This is a genomic window from Oricola indica, assembly GCF_019966595.1.
GTDB classification, from domain to species: domain Bacteria; phylum Pseudomonadota; class Alphaproteobacteria; order Rhizobiales; family Rhizobiaceae; genus Oricola; species Oricola indica.
The window spans coordinates 1-22,046 of sequence record NZ_JAINFJ010000024.1 but is presented as its reverse complement, the minus strand read 5'-3'; the positions used below and the strand labels follow the sequence as shown (position 1 = coordinate 22,046).

Genomic DNA, 22,046 nt, shown 5'->3' with positions numbered 1-22,046 from the left:
ACGCCGGGCGGCATAGGTGAGGAGCGCATCGGCCGGAATACCGAGCTGAGCGCCGATAAACGAAAGGACTTCGCTCGGAAACATCTCGCCCGGGGCCAAGGCACGGCCCGGATATCGCAACGCGCAGAGTTGCAGGGCAAAACCAAGCCTGTTTTCCGGTCTCCGGCGCTGTTCGATGATTTCGAGATCGTCGTCGCCCAGCGTGTAGTGCTTCAGCAGCGACAGATCGTCTGTCGGCAGATCAAGCAGCGCCGATCGCTGGCGCTCGGTGAGAATATGGCGTCGTGGCATTCAAACTGTCCCTATTGAAGTATAGTCTGTTCTGGACAACACTCCGCCCTTGCAAATCAAGGCCTTCCGAAGCCCAAATCCATGGGGGTTCAATTGGGACAGCGTGCCGCCATCTACTGCCGCGTTTCGACCGCCGATCAGTCATGCGGGCGGCAAGAGCGTGACCTGTCGGCATTCTCCGAGCGCGCCGGCTACGACGTAGTGGCGACATTCAAGGAGACGGGCTCCGGCGCGAAACTCGACCGGGCCGAGCGGAAGAAGGTCCTGGCCCTCGCTCAGGCCAGGCAGATCGATGTGATCCTGGTCACGGAACTGTCCAGATGGGGACGCTCGACAATCGACCTGCTCAACACGTTCCGCGAGCTGGAGAGCTGGAAGGTTTCCGTCATCGCCATGAACGGCATGGCCTTCGACCTGTCGTCGCCGCATGGGCGGATGCTGGCGACCTTCCTCTCCGGCATCGCGGAGTTCGAACGCGACCTGATCAGCGAGCGGGTCAGATCCGGCCTGGCCGCAGCCAAAGCGCGAGGCAAGAAACTCGGCCGTCAGGTCGGTGAGCGCCCCAAGTCGGATCGGCTCGCGTCGAAGGTCATGACGCTGAACGCCGAGGGCCGGAGCTACCGCTGGATCGCGCGAGACCTTGGCATCAGCAAGAACACCGTCGCTGACATCATACAGCGACACAGACTTTCTCTGGTTCCAAAGATTGAGACCACCCCATGAAAAAGCGATCCGGGAACGCCCGAGCCGATCCATCTCGCAAGGCTCGCTTCAGAGAAATCGCAAGGGAGATCGTCGCGAAAGACCGATACAACCGGAAGTATGGGCTTTCCGCCGATACCGCAGGCGCGCTCGCCAATGCACTTGAAAGAGCATACCGGGAAGGAACCCGTGACGGTGAACACGGGCCCGCTCCCGTAATCGCGCAACCAGACAGCGGACCGATGGAATAGGCGCTGATACCACCACGACCCAAGGACGCTTTCTGGACCATTTGTCTGTTCACGCTGTCGCGTGGCGACCGACCCGCCTCGGGCGGACGCCTTGTTCCTGCAATCACAGAACGCGGGACGCCAGGGTGGATGCTCGACCTGCAGGAGCGGACTTACGAGAAACTGTTCGGCGACAGAACGATAGCCCCGCTCATGCGCCTCGGTCTCATCGAAGAGGCTTCCGACGCTCCTGCACACCGGGTCGTCTCGAAACGCGGTGAAGAAACCTGGGGCCAGTTCGTCCAGAGGGGCGGTCAATATCCGGACGACCTCACCAATCTCTAGCCGAAACCGAAGAAATCGCGCTTAGGGTGTCATTCCGCCCTCAGCCGGAACCGACCCCCACCACGTCAACATCCTCGAGATGAACGGCGAAAGCTATCGGCTCGCACAAAGCCGCGCCCGAAAGGCAGGCTGAAAACCTCTCTAGAATCGCCGACGCCGCAAGCGCGAAACTCTGGTCGGACTACGCCCTCCCGACGTTCCCCGCTTGCGGCGCCAAGTGGCCTACTTTTGCGCCGCCCAATGGCCTGATTTCGCGCCGCCGTTGACATCCATGCTGGCAGCTTGATCACTTTATGTTCTCAGAAGTCGGACAGATTCACCACTTTCGTGTCGTGACGCCAGGATGCTCTCAATCCGCTTAATGTGCGCGATTCCTTTCGGAACGATATGGCCATATTCATACAGCATCGAACGCAGGGCAAGCTCGGTGCGCTGATGGAGAAGGCGCTCCCGGGTTCGGAACAGCACAGCGCAGGCTTGCTGAGCTTCCGACTTCGGCTGGACAAAACGCATCTCGAGGCGCTGCGCCGCAACGACGATTGCCTCAGCATCGGCAGCATCGTTTTCACAAAGGGCCGCACATATTGCAGCGCGATCAGTTTCACTTCATGGCCAAGCTTGACCATTTCCCGGGCCCAGTAGCTCGCGCTACCGCATGCTTCCATCACAACCACAGCAGACGGCTGGCATGCCATGAACTGCCGGAACCGTGACCGCGTCAGCTTCTTACGGAATTTCAAGTGCCCCGTCATTGTCGCGCCGTGAAGCTGGAAAGCGTTCTTTGCCAGGTCCACCCCGATCATTGTATCTTCCATTTGCCGTCCTCTCCTTTTCGTGGCGTTGAACACCACGACCTTGGCACATTGCGATGCCGTCTGGGGAGGGCGGCAACCATACAATCTTCTGCCGCTTCACGTGCGGCTTGACGTAAGATGCCGGCATCAGCCGAACCTCGTGACCGAGCGCCATAAGAACTCGAGCCCAGTGGTGTCCGGTCGCGCAAGCCTCGACGCCGATCAGGCACGGAGACAATGCAGTGAAGAATCCGACGACGTCCTCACGGCGCAGCTTGCGGCGGATGATAATCGCGCCAGCGCCATCGATCCCGTGAACCTGGAACACATGCTTGGATACATCCAGCCCAATTGTGATAATCTTCTCCATGGACGGCTCTCCCTCGATGTGACGTTCGACAGCCACACTTTGGCACATTGCGATGCCGGGAGCGGAGGCCGTCCACCACATCAGGTCAGGCAGGTCAGAGGTTATACGCGAGTTTTGAGATAGGTGGCCCTCCGCCGAGTACGGAATGAGGTGTAGATGAAGCGCTCGGCCTTGACGTTTCAACGCGGGCCGATCACTGTCCGGCTTGATCTCACGAAATGTGAATTTTAAGGGATCAACGAAGCGCGAGGGACCGAGAAGCGCATGAAGCGAAGCGAGTACTTGATCGTGATTATGCGATGATGTCGTCGACATCTCCCTGGCTGGTGGCGATGGATGTCGACGGGACAATCCTCACCGACGAATATCGCGTCCTGCCGGAGGTGCGCAGCGCTATCCAGGCTATTCGTCAGAAGGACGTGATCGCCATGCTTGCGACCGCGCGCGCCAAGGCCGCCGTCTTCCACATTCTCGATGATTTGCGAGGCGTCGACGCCGCGGTTTGCCTTGGCGGCTCGCTGACCGTCCAGCACGACGCCGGCCGATGGACGACGCTCGACCAAGATCAGGATGCTGCCATCCCGAAGCCACTGGTCAAGCGCATCGTAAAAGCGGCGCGCAAGGCGAACATCTCGCTGTCTGTCTATTCGGAAGACAGTGTCTATGCGGACCGCGTCGATCACATGCTAGCAGGGCAGTCACGCAGGACGGGACTACAGTTTATCGAGACTGATCTGCTGGCCGTCGAAGAGCCCATTTTGAAGATACTGGCGATAGGCAATCGGGAGACGATGCCGGCAGTCGAGGCGATCCGGCAGGATGTCGGTGACGCGCTATCCTGCCTTTACTCGCACTGGAATTTCCTGGAAATTTCCACCCAGTCCGTATCCAAGGGCGCGGCGCTGGAGCGATATCGCCGGTTCCGCGGCATAGACCGTCAGCATGTCATTGCCATCGGCGACTCACAGAACGACGTCTCTATGTTCGCGACGGCGGGCCTGGCGATCGCTATGGGCAACGCCACCGACGACGTAAAGCAACACGCGGCGTGGGTTACCGATACGAACCAGAATGCAGGCCTTGCGCAGGCGCTGGACCGCTGCGCGTCCACCTTCTGGTGAACGCGCGGCGGATCGTCTTTACCTCACCCAGGGGCTGCGCTTCCCGATGGCGATGTGGACGGATTTGACTTCCGTGTATTCCTCGACGCCCATCTTGCCGCCCTCGCGGCCGATGCCCGATTGCTTGAAGCCGCCGAGCGGCTGTCCCGGCCCGCCGGCGATGGTGGTGTTCACCCAGGTCCGGCCCGCATGGACGCCGCGCATCATGCGCAGCGCCTTGTCGATATCCTTGGTCCAGATGCTGGCGCCAAGGCCATAGGACGAGTCGTTGGCGATCTCCAGCGCTTCTTGGGCGGTCTTGAACGTGATCAGCGACAGCACTGGCCCGAAGATTTCCTCGCGCGCCACACGCATGTCGTTGCGCACGCCGGTCAGCAAAGTCGGCGCGATGAAGCGCCCTTCTCCGACCGTGACGGAATCACCGCCGTAAGCGAGCGTTGCACCTTCCTCGACGCCGAGCTTGACGTAGCTCAGGATCTTATCTCGATGCTGCTCTGACACGATCGCGCCGATCTGTGTCTCCGGATCGAAGCAGTCACCGACCTTCACCTTCGACAGCTTGTCGATGACGCGGTCACGGAAATCGTCGGCGATCGACTCTTCCACGATGAGGCGGCTGCCGCTGACGCAGCACTGGCCGGCGTTGAGGCATAGGCCGAAGGCAACGCCGTCGGCTGCATCGTCGAGATCGGCGTCGGCGAACACGATCTGCGGGTTCTTGCCGCCAAGTTCAAGGCTGGCTTTCTTGAAGTTGGACGTACTGGCCTTGAGGATCGCCTCGCCGGTCCGGGTCGAACCGGTGAAGGAGATCATGTCGATGTCCATGTGTTCGGCAATCGCCTGACCGACATCCGGCCCGGTGCCAGTCACGACGTTATAGACGCCATCGGGAAGGCCGGCCTCCTTCAGCATGTCGGCAAACAGCAGGGTGGTGGCGGACGTCATCTCCGACGGCTTCACTACGAGCGAGTTACCGGACGCCAGGATGTACGGAACGCGCTCGGCTAGAACTATGAAGGGGAAGTTCCACGGATTGATCAGGCCGACGACGCCGATCGGCTGGCGCGTCACCACGCCGAACATGTCGTCGCCATGCGTGTTGAACGACTCGCCGCTCAGCGTCTGCGCGAGACCGGCGCAATATTCGTAGTGGCCCGCGGCATCGCCGATTTCGGCGCGCGACTGCGAGATCGGCTTGCCGGCCTCAAGTGTTTCCCATAGCGCCAGCTCTTCTAGGTTCTCTCGGATCAACCGCGCGGCGCGCAGCAGCACATTGGCGCGTTCCTTGCCCGTGATTCCAGACCAAGAACGGCTGCTGAACGCGGCGCGCGCGACGGCTACCGCCTCATCCACATCGGCCTTGGTGCACAGCGCGATGCGCGACACATCCTTCCCGACGGCTGGGCTGGAGCGAACCATCGTCTTGCGATCACCGGCCGTGCGCCAGTTGCCGTCGATGTAAAACCCGAAATCGCGGACCATGTCTGGTACGGCTGGGAAAGAGATCGCATCCATTTCATCTACTCCAATCGTTTAACGTGCGCCGCGTCACGCGGCCTTGTTCAAGCGAGGCTCCGAGCGAGGCAGAGCGGGCCGGCCGAGGATCATGTCCGCGCCCTTCTCGCCGATCATGATCGTCGGCGCGTTGGTGTTGCCGCTGGTCAGGACTGGCATGATCGACGAGTCGACGACGCGCAGCGCCGAAAGCCCGTGAACTTTCAGCTCGGCGTCGACGACGGCCTGGTCGTCATCGCCCATCTTGCAGGTGCCGACCGGATGGTAGTCGCAGCACGCGTATTGGCGCACATAGGCCATGATCTGTTGGTCGCTCAGCGCCTCGTCTCCAGGCAGACGCTCATGCGCGATGAAGGGCGCGATTGCTTCCTGCTTGAGCACCTCGCGAATGAGGCGCACGGACTTCAGCGCCATCTCGCGATCGTAGGCATCGGCCAGATAATTGGGATCGATGAGTGGTTCGTCAGCAGGGTTGGACGACCGCAGACGGAGCGAGCCCCTGCTGCGCGGTCGCAAGAAAGTCGAATTGACGGTGAAGCCGTGGCCGGAGATCCGAGTCTTGCCGCCCCGCACGACCGTTGCCGGTGCGATGTGTATCTGCAGGTTTGGCGTCTGCTCGCCTTCTGTCTGAAAGAAGCCGCCGCCCTCGACGATGACTGACGAGACAGGACCGGTGCGATACAGCAGCCATTGCAGGCCATGCAGCACGGAACGCGGGAAGCGGTCGTGGCCGTCATAGGTGATGCGCTCGCGCGTCTGAACGTGGACGTTGGTGCAGAGGTGATCCTGCAAGTTTTTGCCGACGCCCGGGAGATGATGAACCGGGGTGACGCCGGTAGTCTTCAACTCGTCCGCGTCGCCGATGCCCGACAGCATCATCAGCCGTGGAGAGTTGAGCGCTCCGGCTGAAACCACGACCTCGCTGTCGGCATATTCGATGCGGCGGGAACTTCCTTCGGTGAGCTCAACGCCGACGGCGCGACCGTTCTCGATGACCAGACGCGTGACCCGAGCATGGGTTTCGATCTTCAGGTTCTTGCGGATGCCGCGTATGGGCCAAAGATAGGACACGGCGGCAGAGCGGCGGCGGCCATAGCGGCATGTTACCTGATAGAGACCCGCGCCGAACATCGTGTCGCCGTTGAAGTCGGGATTGTAAGGCAACCCGTATTGCTGCACGGCCTTGACAAAAGCACGGCTTATCGGATGTGGCGCGACCTGATCGGACACCCAAAGCGGCCCGCCACTGCCGTGGTAACGGTCTGCCAGGCGGTCATTGTCCTCGGCGCGGCAGAAGTAAGGAAGCACATCCTCATAGGCCCAGCCCTTGTTCCCGAGCGCGGCCCAGTTATCGTAGTCTTCCTTCTGGCAGCGGATATAGATCATAGCGTTGATGGAGCTCGATCCGCCGAGCGTCTTGCCCTGCGGATACCAGACCTCGCGCTTGTCGAGATGGATCTGTGGCACCGTGTGGAAGCGCCAGTTGACCCCTGGGCCGAACAGCTTGCCAAGCCCGCCCGGCATATGGATCATCGGGTTCCAGTCCCGCGAGCCGGCCTCAAGGAGCAGGACCTTCGTCTGCCCGTCGGCTGATAGGCGGTTGGCAAGCGTGCTACCAGCGGAGCCTGCGCCTACCACAATATAATCCCAGCTCGACCGCGTCATCCCTGCTCATCTTCCCTTGAACTGAGGGGGACGCTTCTCCTTGAAGGCGCGCAACCCTTCTACTCGGTCCTCCGTCGCGAACGCCTCAACAGTAAGCCGGCGCTCCTCTTCAATCCCTTGCCCGAGCGGCAGTTCGAACGCCGCGTTGACGGCACGCTTAGCGTAGGGCGTGATCGCTGACGACATCCGCGCGATCTCGGAGGCAATCTCCAACGCGCGCGGTAGCAACTCATCCGGCTCGACCGCTTCCGAAATCAGCCCTTTCCGCTCGGCCAGTTCGGCGCTGACCATCATACCCGTCAGCACCATCTGCATGGCAAAGGATTTCCCGACCAGTCTCGGCAAGCGCTGCGTGCCGCCGTCACCAGGAAAAGAGCCTATCTTGATCTCCGGCGTGGCAAACTGCGCCGTCTTCGACGCGACGATCACGTCGCAGAGCAGCGCCAATTCCAGTCCGCCGCCGAGCGCATACCCGTTGACCGCAGCGACCAACGGCTTCGAAAACGCCTCGATGGCCGCCCAGACGCCGAGACGATCCGTATCGACGTAGGAAGCGACGCCGCGCTCCAGCATGTCGGAAATGTCCGCACCGGCCGCGAAGGCGCGACCGTTGCCAGTGATAACGACGCAGCCGATGCCGTCGTCAGCGCTTGCTTTGTGGAGATGGTCCAGAAGCTGCGCCAGCAAGGCCTTCGACAGGGCGTTTAGCTTATCCGGCCGGTTCAGATTGAGCTGGACGATACCCGGCGCCGGCCTCGATGCCGTTATCAGGTCGTCCTGCGCTTGCGTTCCGCTCATGGCCGCACCGGTCTCAGGCGGCGTACTGATAGACGTTGTCGGCGGTGAGGCCGGCAAGCTTCATCATCCTGCCGATCTTCTCGAGCTCGGCAGCGGATGGCTTGACCAGCGGCGGGCGTACATGCGCCTCTTTCATGCGGCCAAGCAATACCAGCGCCTCCTTCATGCGGTTGTGCATGTCGAGCAGCGGCGCGTCATAGAAGGCGCGGACAGTCGGATAGATGCGGTCGTTGATGGCGCGCGCCGTCTTGAGATCATCCGCCTTCACGGCGTTGAAGAGGGCGAGTTGCAGATCGGCGACGACGCTGCCCGCTCCCGACAGCAGGCCGTCGCAGCCCATCGCCAGCGAGCCGAGGAGCCAAGCGCTGTGCGTGGTCAGTGTATAGACAGGCTTGTCCAGCGCATGCAGCTCGCGGATGTGGCGCTCATGCTGGTTGCCGTCGCCGATTTGATCCTTGATTGCGCGGATGGTCGGGAAACGGCGGCATAGCTCGAGAAGCGTGTCCACAGGATAGGAAAGCTGCGACGCAATCGGGAACTGGAAGAGTATGATCGGCAGGTCGGAGGCTTCCGTGATATGGCGAAGATGTCCGTAGATCATCTCCGGTCGAAGATGGCCGCCGAGGCTCATGAACGCCGGCGGAAACACCAGAAGTCCCTCGGCACCTTCCTTCTGGGCGTAGGCTGCAAGGCGACCCGCCTCGAGGCTGGATTCCGTGCAGATGCCGACAATGGTCGGGAGGCGCGACTGGAGCACATTCTTGGTGACGACCACGGCGCGCTTCTGCTCCTCGATCGTCAGGGCGTGAACTTCGGCCGCGTGCCCGTTGATCGTAATGCCGGCGAGCCCCTTGACCGAGGCAATGTCCTCGAGGTGCGCGCGGTACGCCGCCTCATTGATACTCAGATCCGCGTTGAACGGCATCAGGCAAGCGGGGATCACTCCCTTCGGTTCAAATTGCGTTGCGCCCATTGTTGCTCTCCTGTCGTTCCTGTGCGGGTGCGGGTGGACCGCCCAGTTGCCCGGGCGGTCCGGATTTTATCAGAAGCCCTTGCCGAGCATTTCGTCGACATTCGAAGCGTCGACCTGCTTGCCGGGCAGGATGATAATCGGATCGACGGCCTCGCCCTTGGCGACCTTATAGGCAATCTCCATGCCCTCCGGCGCGACATATGGGTAGACGAACGTCGCCGCCATCTTACCTTCCTTGATCGCGTCGAATGCCGTGTTCTGTCCGTCAATTCCGACCACGATCACCTCATCCAGGCGACCGACGGCTTCCAACGCTTGAATAGCGCCGAGAGCCATTTCGTCGTTGTGCGCATAGACGGCCTGGATCTGGCCGGGTCCGAAGCGCTGAAGCTGATCCTCCATAAATTTCATTGCGTTCTCGCGCAGGAAATCGCAGTTCTGTGCAGCGACGATCTCGACGTTCGTTCCCTCAAGTGCCGCAGTGAAACCATCGTGCCGGTCGGTCGTCACCGAAGCGCCCCCCGTCCCCTGTAACTCGATGACTTTGCCGGTACCATTGAGCTTTTCAGCGATGAATTTTCCGGCGGCGACGCCAATAGGCGTGTTCTCCGCGCCAACGTGTACTGTGACGTCGGTGTTAACCTTACGATCAAGCGACACGACTTTGATGCCCGCAGCCATGGCGTCGGCCACCACTGGTGTGAGGGCGTCGGCCGTCAGCGGGCTGATCATCAGCACCTTGATGCCCTGCGCCATCAGCGACTCAACATCGGTGACCTGTTTCGACGATTCGTTCTGGCCGTCGGTAACGATCAACTCGACATCCGGCAGGTTCTCGGCGGCGTAGGCCTTGTTGCCTTCCACCATGGCGACGCGCCACGGATGGTTCATGGTTCCCTGGCTGAAGCCGATTTTGATCTTGTCCTGCGCCATAACCTGCGTCGCCAGCATCACAGCCGCGCCGGCCATCAGCGCCGATTTCAGAAAATCTCTCTTTTTCACTTCGATGTTCCTCCGTTGAGACTTGGTTCGGGGTGCCGTGGTCAGTGCCGAGAGCGGCGCTTCCCAAGCATTTCGTAGAGCGCCGCCCCGATGATGATGGCGCCCTTGACGATCTGTTGAGTGAATGGTGAAATTCCCAACAAATTCATTATGTTGGCGAGAATCGCCAAAATACCGGCGCCGATGATGGTGCCGAGAATGCCGCCCTCGCCGCCGAACAGGCTTGTGCCACCGATGACGGTGATGGCGATAGCTTCCAGTTCGATGCCGGTTCCCGCGGTAGGCTCTCCAACTGTGAGCCGGGAGACGAAAATCAACGCCGTCAGACTGGCAAGGAAGCCGCTGATCATATAGACGCTAAAGGTCACCAGACCGACATTGATACCAGAGAGATGCGCAGCCTCGGCATTCGAGCCGACGGCGTAGATCTGGCGTCCGTAGGTAGTATAGCGCAGCACGTAGATCGCTACTCCCGCGACGATCGCGAAGATCCACACCGGCACTGGCAGGCCGAGCGCCGCGCCGCGCCCAAGCCACATGAACTCATCAGCGCGTCCGCCAATACTGACGGGCTGGCCGTTAGCGAGCGTCAGCGCCAGGCCTCGTCCCATGACCATCATACCCAGAGTCATGATAAACGGCGGAATACCGCCCAGCGTGATACCAAGTCCATTGACGGCGCCCATGAGGACGCCGATCACCAGGACGGCTGCTACTACCGCAGGCATTGTCCAGCCTGCCACGAGCAGCAGCGCTGTAGTGACGGAACAAACGCCGAGGATCGAACCCACCGAGAGGTCGATGCCCTTCGTCAGGATGACGAAGGTCATGCCGACGCTTACGATGCCGAACAGCGCAACCTGACGCAGGACGTTGGTGACGTTGACAGGATTTAGGAAGGACGGCGACAGAAAAGTCGCGAGGATACACAGGCCGATCAGGACCCAGACCAAACCGGCGCCCCTTGGCAGGCCGATGCAAAATTTGCGGCCGGCCGTTTCGGTCATCCTGTCTGGAGCAGCCATCGAAGTCTTCCCTATGTCCTGAGACGTCGCGCCTTAAGGCGCTCGTGTTCCTGCTTTGCGTTTGCGGCGCTTCCGGAGCCCTGCAGCACCGCTAGTGGAATGTTGCGTGTTTCATGATCTCTTCTTCGGAGGAGCCGCGCGGAAGCTCGGCCGATATTTCGCCCTCACGCATCACCAGGATGCGGTCGCACATGCCGATGATCTCCGGCAGTTCCGACGAAACCATGAGGACCGCGAGGCCCTCGCGCTCGACCAGATCGACCAGGAGTTCATAGATCTCGCGTCGCGCGCCGACGTCGACGCCGCGCGTCGGCTCGTCGATCAGCAGGATGTCGCATTGGGCGTTGAGCTGCTTGGCGATCACGCATTTCTGCTGGTTTCCGCCCGACAACGTGCCGATCTTGGTGTCAACCTCCGGCGTCTTGACGCGCAGCTGGCGCACATAGTCGCGAACCGCGCCGCGCTCCTTACCGAGATTGAGCTTGGCGGGGCTGCCGAAGCGGCCGAGCTTCGAGATAGTGACGTTGAACTTGACCGACTGAGACAGGAACAATCCCTCGGTCTTGCGGTCTTCCGGCGCAAAGCCGAGGCCAAGCTGGATCGCCTTGCGCGGCGATGCTATGTCCTGCTTCCTGCCGTGCAGGCTGATCTCGCCCGCATCGACAGGGTCGCGGCCGACAATGGCGCGTAGGAGCTCCGACCGGCCGGCGCCTGCCAGGCCGCAGATGCCGACGATCTCACCGCGCCGTAGCGTCAGGCTGACATTGCGCAGCGCCTTGCCGCGGCTGAAGCCGCTGACGCCGAGCACTTCCTCGCCAGGTTGCGCGTTGCGCTTGGGGAAGTAGTCGGCGATGGGCCGACCGACCATCGACTGGATCAGCGTGTCGGGCGTCCACTCCTCGATGGGGCGGCTCGACACCATGCGGCCGTCGCGGAGCACCGTTGCGCGCTGACAGAGTTCGAAAATCTCCTTCAAGCGATGCGAGATATAAATGAAGGCGACGCCCTCGGCCTGCAGGGACCGGATCGTCGCAAAGAGCTTTTCCAGTTCGTTGTCGCCAAGCACCGCCGAAGGTTCGTCGAGGACGATCAGTTGCGCGTTGCGCGAGCTGGCGCGTGCGATCTCCACCATCTGGCGTTGGGCGACGCTGAGGCTACCGACCGTCCGGCGGGGATCTATGTTGAACCCCAGCCGGCTCATCGCCGTCTCGGCGTCACGGGCTGCAACTGCCCAGTTGATTTGACCGAACTGGTTGCGCGGCAGGCGGTTCATGAAGATATTCTCGGCCACCGACAGGTGATCGGCCTGGGCGAACTCCTGATAGATGACTGCCACGCCGCGCTCGATCATGGCAGCCGGCGTGGGCGCAGTGATGATCTCGCCATTGAGCTCCATCTGGCCGCCATTGGCGTGATACGCCCCGGCCAGAACCTTCATCAGCGTCGACTTGCCCGCTCCGTTTTCGCCGACGAGGCCATGCACCTCGCCACGCGCTACCGAGAACGAAACGCCCTGCAGCGCCTTCACGCCCGGGAAGGATTTCTCGATCGAGTCCATGCGCAGGAAGACGCCGGGGAAAGCCGGATCGCGGGTGGTTTCATCGATACTGATCGAACTCATCTTCCCTCCTCCCTTCGACGTGAAATCGTTTTCTTGAGCGGGCGAAAAAATTCTACAGACGGGGCATCTGGAGACCGCCACCGACGTTGTAGATGTCGCCCGTGCTGTAGGGCATGGCTCCCGTCGCCAAGGTCCCGATTGCCAGCGCTATGTCCGACGGCTCACCCCAGCGCCGCAACGCGCAGAGATCGCCATTGAGCATACCTGGCGAATAGCGGTCATAGACATCGGCGGTCATGTCCGTCTTGATCAGCCCTGGCCGCACCTCATGAACACGGATGCCGGCCTCGGCGAGACGCAGAGCGTAGTTCTGCACGGCCATCGACAGCGCCGCCTTGGAAATGCAATAAGCGGCTTTTTCCGGCGACACAAGATGCGCGTTGGCCGAAGTGATGGTGATGATCGATCGCTCTACGCCCGGCGCTTCGACGGCGAGCATCTGGCGCGCGATCGCCTGTGTCAGAAAGAAAGTGCCGCGCAGGTTGACGCCGACCAGCCGATCGAATTCGTAGCGGTCGATGTCCATCATGTCGCCGCGCACAGACACTTGCACGCCCGCATTGTTGACGAGGCAGTTGAGCGATCCGAGTTCGTCAGCCATCTCCGTCACGATCGCGGCATGATCGTCAATCGCCGCGATGTCCAGCGGCATGAAATGACCGCGACGGCCGGTGCCGGCAATCAGCGACAGCGTCTCCGCGACATTGTCGTCCTCGACGCGGTCGACGAAGCCGATATCGAACCCGCGCCGCGCCAACTCGAGGCAGATCGCCCTCCCAATGCCCTGCCTGCCGCCGGTGACGAGAGCTGCCCCCAGCTTTGCGGCGGCTGGCCCGTCTTCCGCGGGATTTTCCAACAGGGCATGCATCAGACGACCTCACCAATCTTGTCTGCCTGGCGCGACCAGACGACCGCACCGGCATTGATAAGCGCATCCCTCTCGGCCGGGGAGTACCCGAGTTCGCTCATGATCTCGCCAGTATGCTCGCCGATCTCCAGAGCCAGCAGCCGCAGCTCCGGAACCTGACCGTCATAGCGGTTGGGGTGGTTCACCAGATGGACGGTGCGACCGCGAATCTCGATCTTGCGGAACACGTTCATATGCGACAGCTGCGGATGATCGAGCAGGTCGTCGTAAGTATTGACCGGCGAGTACCAGACGTCATGCTTCTCGAAACGTTCGGAAAGCTCCTCGATCGTGAAACGCGCCGTCGCTTCCGCAACCGTCCGCGCCACAAGGTCACGCGCCGAATAGCGATCGACACCGATGATCTTGCGCAGCGGCTCACTGTCTAGGGCCTCAGCAAGCGCCTCATCGCTGCAAAGAGAGATGACCATTTGGCCGTCTTTGGCGGGATACACGCCATAGGGGGCGGCATGATACCAAGTCGCGAGATTGCGCTCGCGTTGCATGCTGGCCTGGGTGATCGCGCCGGCAAAGTAGTTGACCAGCGGCTCCGTCTGAAGGTCGATAGCAGAGTTGATCAGGCTGGACTCGACCCGCGTGCCCTTGCCCTCCCTCTCACGGCGCAACAAAGCGCCGAGAATGCCCATCGCCATGAGCGCGCCGCCATGCTGATCGATGATGGCCGCACCTGCGGATGCGTTGCCGCCTTCACCCGACCCTGACGCGTTGATCAGACCGGAAGCCGCCTGCATGATCAGATCCTGACCCGGCCTGGCGGCCATCGGGCCACTCGAGCCAAAACCGCTGGCAGAGGCAAATATCAGTTTTGGATTGAGGCGTCGCAACTCCTCGTCGGTGAAGCCCAGCCGGGCGAACACACCAGGCCTGAAATTCTCCATTACCACATCGGCATCTGCAATCAGCTTGGCGGCAACGGCGCGCCCGCCCTCGCTCTTCAGGTCGATGCCGATCGACCGCTTGTTTCTGTTGGCACAAAGATAGAAACCGCTGATACCGTCGATGAAGACATTGGCCCCCGACCAAAACCGCTCATAGGCGCCGCGTATGGGTTCCACCTTGATGACGTCAGCGCCCATATCGGCCAAATATTGCGCGCCCGCCGGCCCTTGGAGGAAGTGGCAAAAGCTAACGACTTTTATTCCATTCAATAACATTCAATCTCCTCCGAGCCTGGGCCACTTGACCTGCAGTTCCAGTCCCTAGAAAACGTTTTCTCACCCCGCCTAACGAGAGTCAACCTCTCTTGTCGAACATCGAAGATTTTCTTTGTACGCCCCTGCTAATCTGCAATTAGCCGGCTTCCGTGAGGATTCGTCTAAACTTTTGATCTGGATACCGAGAAATTTTCAGTGGTAGATTCTAAATCCCTTTCAAGGAGCGTCCGCCAATCCCGACCCATTCATAACCTAAATGAAAACGTTTTCTAAAAGAAGCAAAGCGTTCGTACGGCTTCTCAGGCGAACCACACGTCAAGCCACGGGATGCTCCATAGCTCAGTTCGCCGAGATGGCTCTGGTCAAACTGACCCATGTATGAACGCCGACGCCTTCTCTGCGATCATGATTGTCGGCGCGTTCGTATTACCGCTGATGATCGTCGGCATGATGGATGCGTCGACCACCCGAAGGCCCTGGACCCCGTGCACGCGCAGGCGGTCGTCCACTACGGAATCAGGACCGCTTCCCATCTTGCACGTACCAGACAGATGGTAATTCGAATCGGCTTTCTGACGCAGGTGTCGGTCGATAGCCTCATCGCTGACGACGTCCGGGCCGGGCCCGTACTCGTCGCCTCGATACGCGTCGAAGGGCTGCTGCGACAACAGCGTACGCGCAAACTTCACGGCTTCGCGCATGGTGCGCAGGTCTTCTGCGCTGTTGAAGTAGTTCAGGTCGATGGCGGGGGCTTTGGCCGGATCGCGATCGACGGCAAGGATCGTTCCCCTACTCATCGGCCGCTGTAGGGTGAAATAGATCATGTAGCCGTGGTGGCGGATGATCGACCGGCCGCTGTCCTCGTAGATCAACGGAATAAAGGTGTACTGGATATCAGGAGCTATAAGGTCCGGACGTGACCGCCAGAAGGCCGTCACCTCAAGACCATTGGAGGCCGCGAGACCGCGACCTGTCGCGAAGTAGCGCAGCAGTTCCAGCGCCGACCGCCAAGGTTTGACCGTCGGCGCCAAGCTGACCGGCTGTGTGCAATATTGCTTCACCGCGAATGCAGGATGATCCTGAAGATTTCTCCCCACCCCCGGCAGTCCAAAGACCGGCTCGATGCCGATAGAATTCAGATGATCAGGATCGCCAAGCCCGGAGAGCTGCAAGAGATGCGGTGAGTTGACGGCTCCGGCGCACAGGATAACTTCGCGGCGCGCTCGATATGTCTTCAACTGGCCGCGTTGGCGAACCTCTACGCCAACGGCGCGCTTTCCCTCGAAGACGATGCGCTGTGCGAGAGTGTTCGTTAGAATTTGAAGATTCTCCCGGCGCTCTGCGGGCCGTAGATATGCAACCGCAGCGCTGCAACGTTTTCCGTTGGCGATGGTCGCGTCCATCGGGCCAACCCCCTCTTGATCCTCACCGTCGTTGAAGTCGCGCCTCACAGGCAAGCCCTTCAATTGCGCCGCGGCTAGAAAAGCCCGCGCGAGCGGGTGTTCGATGGTTGATTGGCGGGTTACCAGAGGTCCATCACTGCCCCTGGCGTCGCCCGGCGGACCTTCGAAGCTCTCTGCTTTCTTGAAATAGGGCAGACAGTCTTCGTAGGCCCAGCCGCGATTGCCCATCTGGGCCCACTGATCGTAATCGGCCGGCGCGCCCCGCATGTAGACCATGCCGTTGACGGAACTCGAGCCGCCCAGAACCTTTCCCCGCGGGACATGCATTATGCGCGGGTTCGCGACTGTGTGGTACTTCCAGTCGACCGATCCAGTCTGCATCAGGCGCAGAAAGCCGACAGGGAGATGAATGAAAGGACTTTTGTCTTTCGGGCCCGCCTCCATCAGAATGACGCGCGCGCCAGGATCTTCAGACAGGCGGTTGGCAACAACGCAACCAGCCGAGCCTGCACCAACAACAATGTAATCTGCTTCGCTGATCGACAAGACAGTTTCCTCGCTGAACCGTTGATCCCGGAACCGCGTCAGACCCACTTCATGATGTGCGTGGCCTTGCACACCAGTTCGCGGCTCTGATTGAAAGCCTCGACACGAGCCAGGGATCGGTTCTTGCTCTCGTCGATTTCGCTGACCTCGTACTGAACCGTTACGGTGTCGCCGATGAAGACGGGCTTGACAAAACGTGCGCCGTCAAAGCCGAGCGAGACGCCGACACGGTCCGAAGGTTCAGCCTTTTCCAGGATGCGGGTGACGGTTGTCGACATCAGCCCCATGATCAGCACGCCATGCACGATGCGTTGTCCGTAAGGACTGCTTCGCATGAACTCCTCATTCACATGCACCGGCGCAAGATCGCCGGTGATACCAGCAAACAGATATACGTCGCTTTCCGATATCGTCTTGGAAAATTCGGAGCGGGCGCCCAGCCCCAATGGATAGCTCAATTTCATCCTCCACGTTATTTCGCCACTTCGTCATTGTGCTCAGCCGCCCGTGACAAAATATGGCGCGCGCGCAAATCCGTCGATCTGGTCGCTATTTAGAAATCGATTTCTCATGTCTCCGATAGATGTGTCAACTGGGGTACGCGATTTTAAATTTTGCGTTCCGTCAGCGTCGATTTTACATTGACGCAAGTCCGCAATTATGAGAAAACGATTTCATTTAATGTGCGAAATATACGCCATTTGGGAGGTAGGATGGACGACTTCTATCTATCTGTCGGAGATGTCGTCTCCTTTTCGAAAACGGTAGGTGAAAGCGACGTATATCAGTTCGCTGGTACGACCGGCGATCTTGCGCCGGTGCACGTGAACCAGGCACGGATGGAGAAGTCGGCATATGGCCAGCGCATCGCTCATGGCGCACTGATGGTAGGCTTCATGTCCACGACGTCCAGCATGATGGTGGAGCGATCGCGCGATGGTCATGGCAAAGGCGAGACGCCCGTATCCCTAGGCTATGACCGTGTCCGCTTCCTGGGGCCTGTCTTCTTCGGCGACACCGTCACGGTGAACTATGCGATTACCGCGATCGATGAGGTGAAGCGCCGGTCCACGGCCGACATCGCAGTCGTGAACCAGCGCGGCGAGACGGTCGCCATCGCAACCCACATCCTGAAATGGGTGAAGAACAAAGGCGGGCGGTAAACGATGGCCAAGCCTTTGCAGGCAGATTTCATCGTCGTCGGCGGCGGCAGTTCGGGCTGTGCGCTGGCCGCGCGGCTCAGTGCGGATCCGAGCTGCACCGTCATCCTGGTCGAGGCCGGAAACCGCGACAGCAGCCCATACATCCACCTGCCGGTCGCCTATTACAAGACGACGGGCCCGAGCTACACTTGGGGTTTCGAGACGACGCCGCAGAAGCACCAGGGCGACATTCGCCTGCCTTACGCGCAGGCGCGCGTCATCGGCGGCGGGAGCTCCATAAACGCCCAGATCTACATCCGCGGTAACCCGGAGGATTTCGACGGCTGGCGCGACGAGCATGGCTGCACCGGCTGGGGCTATGATGATATCCTGCCCTATTTCGTGCGGTCGGAAGGCAACCAGAGCCTGGCCGACGAGACGCACGGGATTGACGGACCCCTGCTCGTATCGGACCCGAGCCATGTTAGCCCAATGTCGCACGCGTGGGTGCAGGCCTGCCAGCAGGCTGGCATTCCCAACAACCGCGACTTCAACTCCGGGACCCAGGCTGGGTGCGGGCTGTATCAGGTCACCAATCGCGCCGGGCGCAGGTCGAGCGCCGCCAACTGCTACCTGCGTCCTGCCCTGAAGCGCAGCAATCTGCGCGTCCTAACCAATGCCCAGGTCCGCCGCATTATCATAGAGAACAACCGCGCCACCGGCGTCGAGGCCGACGCCAGCGGCGGGCGCACCACGATCCGCGCTGGCCGTGAGGTGATCCTGACCGCGGGCGCTATCGGCACACCGAAGCTTCTCATGCTGTCCGGCATAGGCCCGGCATCCGACCTCAGGGCGCACGGCATCGACGTAGTGCGCGACAGCCCGAATGTCGGCAGGAACCTGCAGGACCACCTCGACATCTTCCTGGTTTACGAGGTGGCCAACGCCAACAGCTACGACAAGTACCGGAAGCTGCACTGGCAGGCTTGGGCGGGGATGCAGTTCGCACTGTTCCGCTCGGGGCCGATAACCTCGAACATCGTCGAAGCCGGAGGTTTCTGGTGGAGCGGGCCGCGTGAGGGCCGGCCGGATGTGCAGTTCCACTTCCTGGCGGGAGCCGGCATCGATGAGGGCGTTCCCGATATTGCGGGCGGCGCGGGCTGTACGCTGAACGCCTATCTCGTGCGGCCGAAATCGCGCGGTACCGTGACATTGAAGTCGGGTCGACCGGAGGATCATCCCCTGATCGATCCGAATTTTCTGTCGCACCCAGACGACCTCGCCGGAACGATCGACAGCATCAAGCTGGGGCGCAGGATCATGGAGCAGAGCGCCATCAGCCGGCATCTCGTGCGCGAACACTACCCGGGCGCGCAGGTCGCGAGCGACGATGAGCTCGAAGCCTTCGTGCGCAAGGCCTCGCGCACCGGCTATCATCCCACCTGCACCTGCCGCATGGGTGAGGACGACGCGTCCGTCGTCGACACGCGCCTGCGCGTTCGCGGCATCGAAGGCCTGCGCATCGCTGATGCGTCGGTCATGCCGCAACTCGTATCCGGCAATACCAATGCGACGACCATCATGATCGCGGAGCGCGCGGCGGACATGATCATCGGCAACCGCATGGCGGCACGGGAGGCATCGTGATGCTTCGATTTGGCGTATTGGGGTGCGTCGCGTACCGCACCGTGTGCGCTGATAGAGCCGGCGGCGCGGCGTCCCGGAGCAGCCGACGCCTTCGCCCGCGACCAGAGCATCGCAACGGTCAACGGCAGCTGCGAAGAGCTGATCGCCGGCACGACGCTCGACGTGATCTACGATCCGCTTCCGCCGCATCTTCATGCCGCGTTCTCGATCAAGGCGCTCGAAGCCGGCAACTACGTCCAGGTCAACACGCCTGGCCCAGCCCGTGTATCGTCCGCACCACGCGAGAGCCTCGTTGCCCCCCGCGCAGGCAAACTGGTGACGATCTCGAGCGATTGGGGTTCGGTGTCGAACCATCCCGGCACCTATGATTATTATTCGTCAAAGGCTTTGGTGAAAAGCCAGATACGTAGCATCGCGATGAACTGGCACAAAGACGGCGTCACGGTCCTTGTCCCTTGTCATTCATCCGGGCTGGATGCGCACCACCATGGGCGGCGCCGATGCCCCGAACCTGCCGGCCGAGAGCGCCGTCCTGATAAAGCGCACGGTCGACGGCGAGCAGGCCACGGACAACGGACCCTATATCGACACGCAGGGCAACTACATGCCCTGGTCAGCGGCCGAATTCGATCAACGCAAAAAGAGACCTTCCATGCAATTCCTTGTCCTGACACGACGAAACAGCGGCGAGTTCACAGCCAAGCAGTTCGCGGAAAAGTTCGACCTCGAAGTCGCCCGCGCCCGCGAGCTCTACAAGGAGCAGTTCACACGCCAGATCTGGCATAGGGCGGATGGCAGCGGTGCCTGCCAGATCGTCGAGGGGCCAGACGAGGACTATGTGTGGGACAAGATCAGGACGCTGCCTTTCGCCAGCGCCGGGATGCTCGACATCACCATCGTTCCGCTGAAGCCCTACACGGGCTTCTCTGGATGAGAGCATCGCCGCAAGATAGCCGATGTGGAAGGGACACCAGCCCTTTCCTTTGGCGATCACCCGTGACCACACTGGCATTGGCGTGATGGGAGGAGGAGGATCGTAATGGCCAAGGCGAGCCGCAATCCAGCCGCGGACACCGGCGTCGTCAAGCTGAAGGATGTTGCGCTGCTGGCAGGCTGCTCCGTCGCCACGGCGTCGCGTGTGCTCAACGGCCATCCGACAGTCGGGCCTGCCGAGAAACAGCGTGTGCTCGCCGCCGCCATCCAGCTTGGCTATGTGCCCAACAACTCGGCGCGGGCGCTCCGGTCGCAGAATACGAGCCTCGTCGGCGTCATCATCCCGACGCTCGACCACGCCATATACGCCAAGATGGTCAGCGGCCTTCAGGAGCGGCTGGCCCAGCACGGCAAGTCGGTGATCATCAGCACCTCCGACTACGACCTGGAGCAGGAAAGAATCCAGACGCGGCTGCTGGTTGGTCGCGGCGTCGAGTCGATCGTGCTCGTAGGCCTAGAGCATCATCCGGACACCCTCGAATATCTGCGGCGGGCTGGCGTCGCGCCGGTCTTCACCTACACCTGCGAACTCGGTCTTGGCGCCGTCGCCGTCGGCCTCGACAACCGGCTCGCCGGCGCGACGGTTGCGGGTTTTCTGCTCGAACTCGGCCACAAACGATTCGGCATGGTTGCCGGCGTCACGCGAGGCAATGATCGCGCCACGCAGCGGCGTGACGGCTTTCTGGCAAGGCTCGGCGAGGCAGGCGTCCCGGCATCCGACATCGTCGTCCTCGAAGCGCCCTACAAGATCGACGGCGGGGCAGCCGCCATGCGCTCGCTCATGCAGACGCATCCGCGACCGACGGCGATTTTCTGCGGCAGCGACATCCTTGCGGTCGGCGCCATCAAGTACTGTCACGTGGCGGGCATCGCAGTGCCGGGGGAAGTGTCCGTGGTAGGCTTCGACAACCTCGAAATCGCCGAACTCGTCACGCCGGAACTGACGACGCTCAATGTCCCCGCCCGCGAAATGGGCGAAGCAGCCGCGGACGCGCTCATCCGCCTTGGCGAGAAAAAGGAAACGTCCATCGCCACCGAACTTCCCACCCGCCTGATTGTGCGGGACAGCACGGGCCCGGCCGGATCAGCTTCGAGGAAATAGCATTGCTCACCCGCGTCGAACTCATCCGCTTCCAGCACTGCGACCCGGCCGGAATCGTCTTCTACCCGCGCTATGTTGAGATGATCAACGCGACGGTGGAAGACTGGTTCGAAAGCATCGGTTTAAGCTTCGCCGAGATTCACGGGCCGATGAAAACGGCCATCCCGGCGGTCTCCCTGAATATCGACTTCAAGATGCCGACGCGGCTCGGCGAACGCATCGAACTGCGGCTGGTTGTCGAGCATATCGGGACCACAAGCATCAGGCTGGCGATCGCGGCGGCGCTCGGTGACGAGATCCGCTTCCGCTCGACGATCACGCTTGTTCACATCAGCATGGTCGACTACCGGCCTCATCCGTGGCCCCCAAAATTCCGAAATGCTATGCTGACCGACCAGTAGCCGACATTAGGCCGTCCGGCATCTGTGATGTCGAACTAAATGTTTAGTCCCGGCATTTGCTGGAGCGGGTTGACGGTGAAGCGGTCGGGCTGGGAAGTCCATGCCTTGCAGGCGAACTCGTATGGTGTGAGTGTCAATGACCGTGGAATCGGGGCTCTGACTCACATTTGCTGAATTTGACGCTGACTCTTTGTTGTCTGCAGGGAGATTTGGCCGATGGTTCAGAGATTTTCATACTCTCGATTGGCGCCGGAAGGTTTTGTCGTTGAAGCGCTCGC

Annotated in this window: 21 protein-coding genes and 2 pseudogenes; 9 read left to right on the top strand and 14 right to left on the bottom strand. The window is 61.0% G+C overall.

The window, feature by feature from the left end:
* On the bottom strand, nucleotides 1–291 hold a 291-nt coding region (locus LC343_RS24285; protein ID WP_223479737.1), incomplete at its 3' end, for a DUF4158 domain-containing protein.
* Between the two features lie 81 nt (nucleotides 292–372).
* Here LC343_RS24285 and LC343_RS24280 point away from each other — a divergent pair.
* A complete protein-coding gene (locus LC343_RS24280; RefSeq protein ID WP_223479736.1) occupies nucleotides 373–1,014 on the top strand; it encodes a recombinase family protein in 642 nt (213 codons plus the stop codon).
* Nucleotides 1,015–1,373: 359 nt separating this feature from the next.
* Nucleotides 1,374–1,568, top strand: a complete 195-nt coding sequence (locus LC343_RS24275; RefSeq protein ID WP_223479735.1) for a hypothetical protein — start codon at nucleotides 1,374–1,376, stop codon at nucleotides 1,566–1,568.
* 299 nt (nucleotides 1,569–1,867) lie between these two features.
* Here the strand turns inward: LC343_RS24275 and LC343_RS24270 are convergent, their stop codons facing one another.
* Both LC343_RS24270 and LC343_RS24265 read right to left on the bottom strand, forming a co-directional pair.
* Nucleotides 1,868–2,383: a hypothetical protein gene (locus LC343_RS24270; protein ID WP_223479734.1), complete on the bottom strand. Its 516-nt coding sequence runs from the start codon at nucleotides 2,381–2,383 to the stop codon at nucleotides 1,868–1,870.
* Nucleotides 2,384–2,423: 40 nt separating this feature from the next.
* Nucleotides 2,424–2,732: pseudogene (locus tag LC343_RS24265) on the bottom strand (IS110 family transposase); the annotation flags it as partial.
* Nucleotides 2,733–3,031: 299 nt separating this feature from the next.
* Here LC343_RS24265 and LC343_RS24260 point away from each other — a divergent pair.
* On the top strand, nucleotides 3,032–3,853 hold the full coding sequence (locus LC343_RS24260; protein WP_223479733.1) for a Cof-type HAD-IIB family hydrolase: 822 nt from the start codon (nucleotides 3,032–3,034) through the stop codon (nucleotides 3,851–3,853).
* A gap of 18 nt (nucleotides 3,854–3,871) precedes the next feature.
* Here LC343_RS24260 and LC343_RS24255 read toward each other — a convergent pair whose 3' ends face one another.
* From LC343_RS24255 to LC343_RS24205, 11 genes are all read right to left on the bottom strand, one after another.
* Nucleotides 3,872–5,368, bottom strand: a complete 1,497-nt coding sequence (locus LC343_RS24255; protein WP_223479732.1) for an aldehyde dehydrogenase family protein — start codon at nucleotides 5,366–5,368, stop codon at nucleotides 3,872–3,874.
* 33 nt (nucleotides 5,369–5,401) lie between these two features.
* On the bottom strand, nucleotides 5,402–7,006 hold the full coding sequence (locus tag LC343_RS24250) for a GMC family oxidoreductase (RefSeq protein WP_338018612.1): 1,605 nt from the start codon (nucleotides 7,004–7,006) through the stop codon (nucleotides 5,402–5,404).
* Between the two features lie 33 nt (nucleotides 7,007–7,039).
* Nucleotides 7,040–7,831, bottom strand: coding sequence for an enoyl-CoA hydratase-related protein (locus LC343_RS24245; protein WP_223479730.1), 792 nt, complete (start codon nucleotides 7,829–7,831; stop codon nucleotides 7,040–7,042).
* A 13-nt stretch (nucleotides 7,832–7,844) separates the two neighbouring features.
* The gene (locus LC343_RS24240; protein ID WP_223479729.1) at nucleotides 7,845–8,804 is read right to left on the bottom strand and encodes a dihydrodipicolinate synthase family protein; all 960 of its coding nucleotides are present in this window, start codon (nucleotides 8,802–8,804) and stop codon (nucleotides 7,845–7,847) included.
* Nucleotides 8,805–8,873: 69 nt separating this feature from the next.
* Nucleotides 8,874–9,806, bottom strand: coding sequence for a substrate-binding domain-containing protein (locus LC343_RS24235; RefSeq protein WP_223479728.1), 933 nt, complete (start codon nucleotides 9,804–9,806; stop codon nucleotides 8,874–8,876).
* A gap of 41 nt (nucleotides 9,807–9,847) precedes the next feature.
* Complete coding sequence (locus LC343_RS24230) at nucleotides 9,848–10,831, bottom strand: ABC transporter permease (RefSeq protein ID WP_223479727.1); 984 nt, start codon at nucleotides 10,829–10,831, stop codon at nucleotides 9,848–9,850.
* Nucleotides 10,832–10,922: 91 nt separating this feature from the next.
* Entirely contained in the window at nucleotides 10,923–12,452 is a 1,530-nt protein-coding gene (locus LC343_RS24225) for a sugar ABC transporter ATP-binding protein (protein ID WP_223479726.1), read from the bottom strand.
* A 52-nt stretch (nucleotides 12,453–12,504) separates the two neighbouring features.
* On the bottom strand, nucleotides 12,505–13,320 hold the full coding sequence (locus LC343_RS24220; protein ID WP_223479725.1) for a 3-ketoacyl-ACP reductase: 816 nt from the start codon (nucleotides 13,318–13,320) through the stop codon (nucleotides 12,505–12,507).
* Nucleotides 13,320–14,534, bottom strand: a complete 1,215-nt coding sequence (locus tag LC343_RS24215) for a CaiB/BaiF CoA transferase family protein (protein ID WP_223479724.1) — start codon at nucleotides 14,532–14,534, stop codon at nucleotides 13,320–13,322. The genes LC343_RS24220 and LC343_RS24215 overlap by 1 nt, the downstream gene beginning before the upstream one ends.
* A gap of 362 nt (nucleotides 14,535–14,896) precedes the next feature.
* Nucleotides 14,897–16,483 (bottom strand): GMC family oxidoreductase, encoded by a 1,587-nt coding sequence (locus LC343_RS24210; protein WP_223479723.1) that lies wholly within the window; start codon nucleotides 16,481–16,483, stop codon nucleotides 14,897–14,899.
* Nucleotides 16,484–16,521: 38 nt separating this feature from the next.
* The gene (locus LC343_RS24205; RefSeq protein ID WP_223479722.1) at nucleotides 16,522–16,941 is read right to left on the bottom strand and encodes a MaoC family dehydratase; all 420 of its coding nucleotides are present in this window, start codon (nucleotides 16,939–16,941) and stop codon (nucleotides 16,522–16,524) included.
* Between the two features lie 255 nt (nucleotides 16,942–17,196).
* Here LC343_RS24205 and LC343_RS24200 point away from each other — a divergent pair, with 255 nt between their 5' ends.
* The 6 genes and pseudogenes from LC343_RS24200 (at nucleotide 17,197) to LC343_RS24175 (ending at nucleotide 21,768) form a co-directional block, all read left to right on the top strand.
* Nucleotides 17,197–17,646 (top strand): MaoC family dehydratase, encoded by a 450-nt coding sequence (locus LC343_RS24200; protein ID WP_223479721.1) that lies wholly within the window; start codon nucleotides 17,197–17,199, stop codon nucleotides 17,644–17,646.
* A gap of 3 nt (nucleotides 17,647–17,649) precedes the next feature.
* Nucleotides 17,650–19,272: a GMC family oxidoreductase gene (locus LC343_RS24195; RefSeq protein WP_223479720.1), complete on the top strand. Its 1,623-nt coding sequence runs from the start codon at nucleotides 17,650–17,652 to the stop codon at nucleotides 19,270–19,272.
* A gap of 162 nt (nucleotides 19,273–19,434) precedes the next feature.
* Nucleotides 19,435–19,665, top strand: a pseudogene (locus tag LC343_RS25415) (hypothetical protein); the annotation flags it as partial.
* A gap of 55 nt (nucleotides 19,666–19,720) precedes the next feature.
* Entirely contained in the window at nucleotides 19,721–20,206 is a 486-nt protein-coding gene (locus tag LC343_RS24185; RefSeq protein WP_223479738.1) for a hypothetical protein, read from the top strand.
* A 105-nt stretch (nucleotides 20,207–20,311) separates the two neighbouring features.
* Nucleotides 20,312–21,367: a LacI family DNA-binding transcriptional regulator gene (locus LC343_RS24180; RefSeq protein WP_223479719.1), complete on the top strand. Its 1,056-nt coding sequence runs from the start codon at nucleotides 20,312–20,314 to the stop codon at nucleotides 21,365–21,367.
* Between the two features lie 2 nt (nucleotides 21,368–21,369).
* Complete coding sequence (locus LC343_RS24175; RefSeq protein ID WP_223479718.1) at nucleotides 21,370–21,768, top strand: acyl-CoA thioesterase; 399 nt, start codon at nucleotides 21,370–21,372, stop codon at nucleotides 21,766–21,768.
* Nucleotides 21,769–22,046 lie beyond the last annotated feature (278 nt).

Excerpts from the sequence above, each read along its gene's own strand:
- LC343_RS24215 (WP_223479724.1), bottom strand. The coding sequence starts at position 14,534 with ATGTTATTGAATGGAATAAAAGTCGTTAGCTTTTGCCACTTCCTCCAA.
- LC343_RS24255 (WP_223479732.1), bottom strand. The coding sequence starts at position 5,368 with ATGGATGCGATCTCTTTCCCAGCCGTACCAGACATGGTCCGCGATTTC.
- LC343_RS24180 (WP_223479719.1), top strand. The coding sequence starts at position 20,312 with ATGGCCAAGGCGAGCCGCAATCCAGCCGCGGACACCGGCGTCGTCAAG.
- LC343_RS24270 (WP_223479734.1), bottom strand. The coding sequence starts at position 2,383 with ATGGAAGATACAATGATCGGGGTGGACCTGGCAAAGAACGCTTTCCAG.
- LC343_RS24280 (WP_223479736.1), top strand. The coding sequence starts at position 373 with ATGGGGGTTCAATTGGGACAGCGTGCCGCCATCTACTGCCGCGTTTCG.
- LC343_RS24245 (WP_223479730.1), bottom strand. The coding sequence starts at position 7,831 with ATGAGCGGAACGCAAGCGCAGGACGACCTGATAACGGCATCGAGGCCG.
- LC343_RS24275 (WP_223479735.1), top strand. The coding sequence starts at position 1,374 with ATGCTCGACCTGCAGGAGCGGACTTACGAGAAACTGTTCGGCGACAGA.
- LC343_RS24225 (WP_223479726.1), bottom strand. The coding sequence starts at position 12,452 with ATGAGTTCGATCAGTATCGATGAAACCACCCGCGATCCGGCTTTCCCC.
- LC343_RS24240 (WP_223479729.1), bottom strand. The coding sequence starts at position 8,804 with ATGGGCGCAACGCAATTTGAACCGAAGGGAGTGATCCCCGCTTGCCTG.
- LC343_RS24195 (WP_223479720.1), top strand. The coding sequence starts at position 17,650 with ATGGCCAAGCCTTTGCAGGCAGATTTCATCGTCGTCGGCGGCGGCAGT.
- LC343_RS24200 (WP_223479721.1), top strand. The coding sequence starts at position 17,197 with ATGGACGACTTCTATCTATCTGTCGGAGATGTCGTCTCCTTTTCGAAA.
- LC343_RS24230 (WP_223479727.1), bottom strand. The coding sequence starts at position 10,831 with ATGGCTGCTCCAGACAGGATGACCGAAACGGCCGGCCGCAAATTTTGC.
- LC343_RS24220 (WP_223479725.1), bottom strand. The coding sequence starts at position 13,320 with ATGCATGCCCTGTTGGAAAATCCCGCGGAAGACGGGCCAGCCGCCGCA.
- LC343_RS24260 (WP_223479733.1), top strand. The coding sequence starts at position 3,032 with ATGATGTCGTCGACATCTCCCTGGCTGGTGGCGATGGATGTCGACGGG.